The following is a 4,156-nucleotide window of genomic DNA, read 5'->3' on the forward strand; positions in this document are numbered from 1 at the left end:
CGCGCAAAAGAACTGCGCGATAACGTTCTTAGCTACGCAGAGAACACCAGTGATCGTTTTCGATTCCACGACGCCGGCACACTCCTGGGCGTACTCGGCAACCTTTTGGCGGGTGAGATACTCCTTAGCGAAGGCGACAGCGCTGGAGCACTATCGGCCTTTCGAACAGCCGTTAGCCTCGAGGACTCCCTGGGCTACGACGAGCCGGAACCCCTCCCCTTTGCCGCGCGGCATTGGCTGGGAGCCGCTTTACTGGAGTCTGGTGCCTACGCCGAAGCCGAGCTCGCCTATCGCACAGAGCTGGCTAACCACCCGCACAACGGCTGGTCATTGTTTGGTCTACAAAAAGCCCTGTCAGCGCAAGGCAAAACTGACCCCAAGGTCGATTTGGATTTGGCGGCTAGCTGGGCCCGCTCCACTGTGGAATTAAAATCGTCGCGTTTTTAGCGTATTCGCAGCAACTTTGAATCGCAGAGACAAACGACACGAGGATATAAACTTGAAGCGACGAGAATTTTTATTGGCTACCGGAAGCGCCTTCACCGCCCTGGCTGTAAGCGGCTGCGCAAGTGATGATTGGGCGGATACGGATTCTAGTGCTGCGGGTTACGGCCCTTTGGAGAAAGACCCAAACGGCTTGTTAGATCTGCCACCGGGCTTTAGTTACCGCACCCTCTCAAGTCTGGATGACCCCATGACGGATGGTGGCACCGTGCCGGATAAAGCTGACGGCATGGGGTGTTTCAGTCTCGGAAAGGACGAACTCGTGCTCGTGCGAAATCACGAACTATTACCCTCCGACGAAGCCGGGGGAACTATTGAAGTCGGCTTTGGGACTCACCATGGTTCGACGGTACCTGGTGGCACCACACACATTGTTATGGACGCGCAAACGCTAGCGGTAAAGCGTCAGTTCAGATCTCTGGGGGGCACTATCCGCAACTGTTCCGGAGGCGTGACGCCCTGGAACACGTGGCTCAGCTGCGAAGAAGCTCCCACAGGTCCGGGGCAGCGCTACGGTGATGGCCTGGAAAAAAACCACGGCTGGGTATTCGAGGTACCAGCAGACGCGAACGGACTTGTTGAACCCATACCCCTTAGGGCAATGGGTCGATTTAATCATGAAGCAGCCTGCGTCGACCCTGACACAGGCATTGTCTACCTTACCGAGGATAGAGACGACGGTGTGTTGTACCGGTTTTTACCTGCGACACCTGGCAAACTTATTGAGGGTGGTCGTTTACAAGCCATGCGCGTTAGCACACTGCCAGATACCCGTAACTGGGCGAGCGCAGACATGATCGTAGGGCAGCGGCATGAGGTTAGCTGGATCGATCTAGCTAACGTCGACGCGCCCCAAGATGATCTCAGGCACCGCGCCGTTGCGTCGGGAGCGAGCCTTATTGCTCGCGGCGAAGGTATTCATATGGGCGACGGGGAGTTATATGCCTGTTCAACGAGCGGCGGGGCAAAAGAGCTGGGACAAATATTCAAGCTAATTCCAGGACGCGGAGCAGAGTCCGACCAGATTGAGCTGTTCTTTGAGAGCCAATCCAAGAAACAGTTTAATTTTGGGGACAATTTGGTGGTCGCGCCGAATGGGCACCTCATTGTTTGCGAGGACCAATACACACTAATCGTCAACAACCACCTGAGAGGTATTACGCCGGCGGGAAAGGCTTACAAGCTGGGCCGATTGGGCCTTCAAACAGAGTTAGCGGGCGCTTGTTTTTCACCCGACGGAAAGTGGCTGTTTGTGAATGCGTACTCGCCTACCCGAACGCTGGCAATAACCGGCCCGTGGGGCAGCGCTGGGAGCACTGCAGGCTCAACTGGCTAAACTGTCAGGTGTGTGGGAGAGGCTGCCCGTCAGCTCTCCACGGTTACTCCCACTCTATTGTAAATAAGCCGTTTTTGTCCTTTATATTCAATTGCTTATTCTTCTGATAATCGGTAACACCATGAAAAATACCATGCTCAGAAATTCTTCAAAATGCTCGAAAAAATTGCTGATTGAACACTGATACACAGCACCTTAAGAAACCTTCCGGGCCTTGACTTCCATATAAATCCTTTCCTGCTCCTACAGGCATGGAATCACTGCTGAATAGCGATGACCAAACCAGCGTAGGCTCTTGCTTAATCGATATGGATCGCTGATCTGGATCCAGGGCTGATGGTGACAGCGCGCGCGGGAACTTCGCTACCACAGTCATGGTGGCACGGCATCTCCTCACGCTGCCACTCGGGCGGAGCCCAGAGATGCTTGAGACGTTGCGAGAGCGGTCCGGGTGCGGCCATGTCCCTGAGCATGTCCCGGTACTCGCGTAGCGTCAGTGTAATGGGGTTGTAACCCGGGGAACTGCCCTTCAAAGCAACCACGCCGTACTCCGGTGCCTCGTCAGGATCTTCCGCGGCGTAGGTGCCGAACAGATGATCCCAGACCATCAAGACGCCTCCCATATTGCGGTCAACGTAGCGTGGATTGCGGCCATGATGTACCCGGTGATTCGATGGTGCGTTTAAGAACCATTCGATAGGGCGAGGAAAGCGTCCAAACCACTGAGTGTGCGGAAAAATCTGGAATACAAGATTCGCAGCCAGCATCAACAGCACCCAGTGTGGGGGAAAGCCCAGCAACAGGGCCGGCACAAAGAACAGGTAGACTCCGACGAAGGCATAGAGCATGCTTTGGCGAAACGCCACGGTGAAATTAAAGTGTTCCGATGCATGGTGAACCTCGTGTACGCCCCAGAGAAAACGGATTCGATGGGCAGCCAAATGGAACAGGTAAAACAGGAAGTCGACCAATAGAAATAAGCCCAGCAGACTCAAGGGTGTGACTGACTGGGTAAACAGCCTGTAATTGTAGATCCAGTCGTAGGCTGGGTATACGAGCAGTGCCAGAACCAGTCCTTCGGATAAGATAACGTATGAAGCGCCCATAACCAGGCTGGCAGCACTATCCCTAATATTGTATTTATCTGTGCCCCGGAAGTGAAACCACTCTACGGCCGCCAGCCCCAGCACCAACGGGAGCGCGAGTATCATCAGCAGCTGGCTGCTGGACAGCTTCCCAAAGCCCAGTAACGCCATTTCCATAATTGATGCACCTTCCACCATTCTCACGAACTCCTATCCACAACGTTGTCGCGACAACGCAGGGTGAATCGGACCTCGCCCAGAGGTCCAAAATTGGCGCTATAGTCACCGCTCGATGCTTTCATGGCGTTGCCGCAAGTGCCCAGAAGCAGCGTTCGAGCTACCGATTGCTCTTGCCACAAGTTCCATCTACGAGCCTCACTTACGATCCATGCGACTCCAGCTGCCGGGGAACCAAAGGAGTAATCGTTCGTCAAATCGGCGAACTTGTTGCCGTCTTTAACAACAGTAATATTGATCTTTGACAGGGCCCCATCCCAAGGTACGGGCTTGCCACAGATATATCGGTCTGCCCCGAGATTTGCCGCAACCGCATTAGCAACCGATAAGTCAGCCGGTTGTGAAAAATCCAGATAAACGACTTCCACGACCGGTACGAGAGACACTGGATTTCCACTGTTGTCGACAACGACTGCAATTTCAAACTCCAGTTCCTGACCTTCTGTTACCACCACCTCACAGCCGCTGTGCAGTTTTCCACGAATATACAGCGAGCCAACGAGAGGCCCCGTCAATCCAAAGTGTTGCTGCGCCTGCGCCGAGGTCGCTCCCGCTTTCAAATCACAAAGCAAACTACCGTTGATGTGGGCGGTCAATTTGCGCTGAAATTGATACCCTGAAGCTAGGTCCGGACAACGCAGTGCAGGTAACGGGCGCCGGGAGGCTATAGCATCGGCTACTCCTTCAACATTGGAAGGAGCATCAAACGCTAACTCCCGGGCCTGTTGAGCTTGTTTGGGCGTATCCATAATCAAGGCCATATAGTGGTGCGATGCAACAGTCGATCGTACCCCTCAAAACCGCCGGTGGCCGCGTGCAGCACGGACCTGTTGTCCCACATGATGACCATGTTCGGCTGCCATTGATGCCGGTAAACGCATTCCTCTTTCGTTTGCCAAGCGTGCAACTCACGCAGCAATTCTTCCGCCGCAACTTCATCCATACCTTCGATACCGATGGTGTAACCCATGCAGCCGTAAATCGCCTTGCGGCC

Annotated in this window: 5 protein-coding genes; 2 read left to right on the plus strand and 3 right to left on the minus strand. The window is 54.3% G+C overall.

All coding sequences use genetic code 11. The features are described from left to right. Together AB8B76_RS10075 and AB8B76_RS10080 are read left to right on the plus strand one after the other, a co-directional pair. Positions 1-447: tetratricopeptide repeat protein (locus AB8B76_RS10075; RefSeq protein WP_405272173.1), on the plus strand; the 447-nt coding region annotated here is incomplete at its 5' end. A gap of 52 nt (positions 448-499) precedes the next feature. Continuing rightward, a complete protein-coding gene (locus tag AB8B76_RS10080) occupies positions 500-1,840 on the plus strand; it encodes an alkaline phosphatase PhoX (RefSeq protein ID WP_405272175.1) in 1,341 nt (446 codons plus the stop codon). Positions 1,841-2,139: 299 nt separating this feature from the next. Here AB8B76_RS10080 and AB8B76_RS10085 read toward each other — a convergent pair whose 3' ends face one another. From AB8B76_RS10085 to AB8B76_RS10095, 3 genes are all read right to left on the minus strand, one after another. After that, entirely contained in the window at positions 2,140-3,123 is a 984-nt protein-coding gene (locus AB8B76_RS10085) for a sterol desaturase family protein (RefSeq protein ID WP_405272177.1), read from the minus strand. Between the two features lie 2 nt (positions 3,124-3,125). Next, entirely contained in the window at positions 3,126-3,911 is a 786-nt protein-coding gene (locus tag AB8B76_RS10090; RefSeq protein WP_405272179.1) for a hypothetical protein, read from the minus strand. A 2-nt stretch (positions 3,912-3,913) separates the two neighbouring features. Beyond that, on the minus strand, positions 3,914-4,156 hold a 243-nt coding region (locus AB8B76_RS10095; RefSeq protein WP_405272181.1), incomplete at its 5' end, for a TauD/TfdA dioxygenase family protein.

The organism is Congregibacter sp., assembly GCF_045107095.1.
GTDB lineage: Bacteria > Pseudomonadota > Gammaproteobacteria > Pseudomonadales > Halieaceae > Congregibacter.

Coding starts and splice junctions, on each gene's coding strand:
- AB8B76_RS10085 (WP_405272177.1), bottom strand. CDS start 3,123: ATGGTGGAAGGTGCATCAATTATGGAAATGGCGTTACTGGGCTTTGGG.
- AB8B76_RS10090 (WP_405272179.1), bottom strand. CDS start 3,911: ATGGATACGCCCAAACAAGCTCAACAGGCCCGGGAGTTAGCGTTTGAT.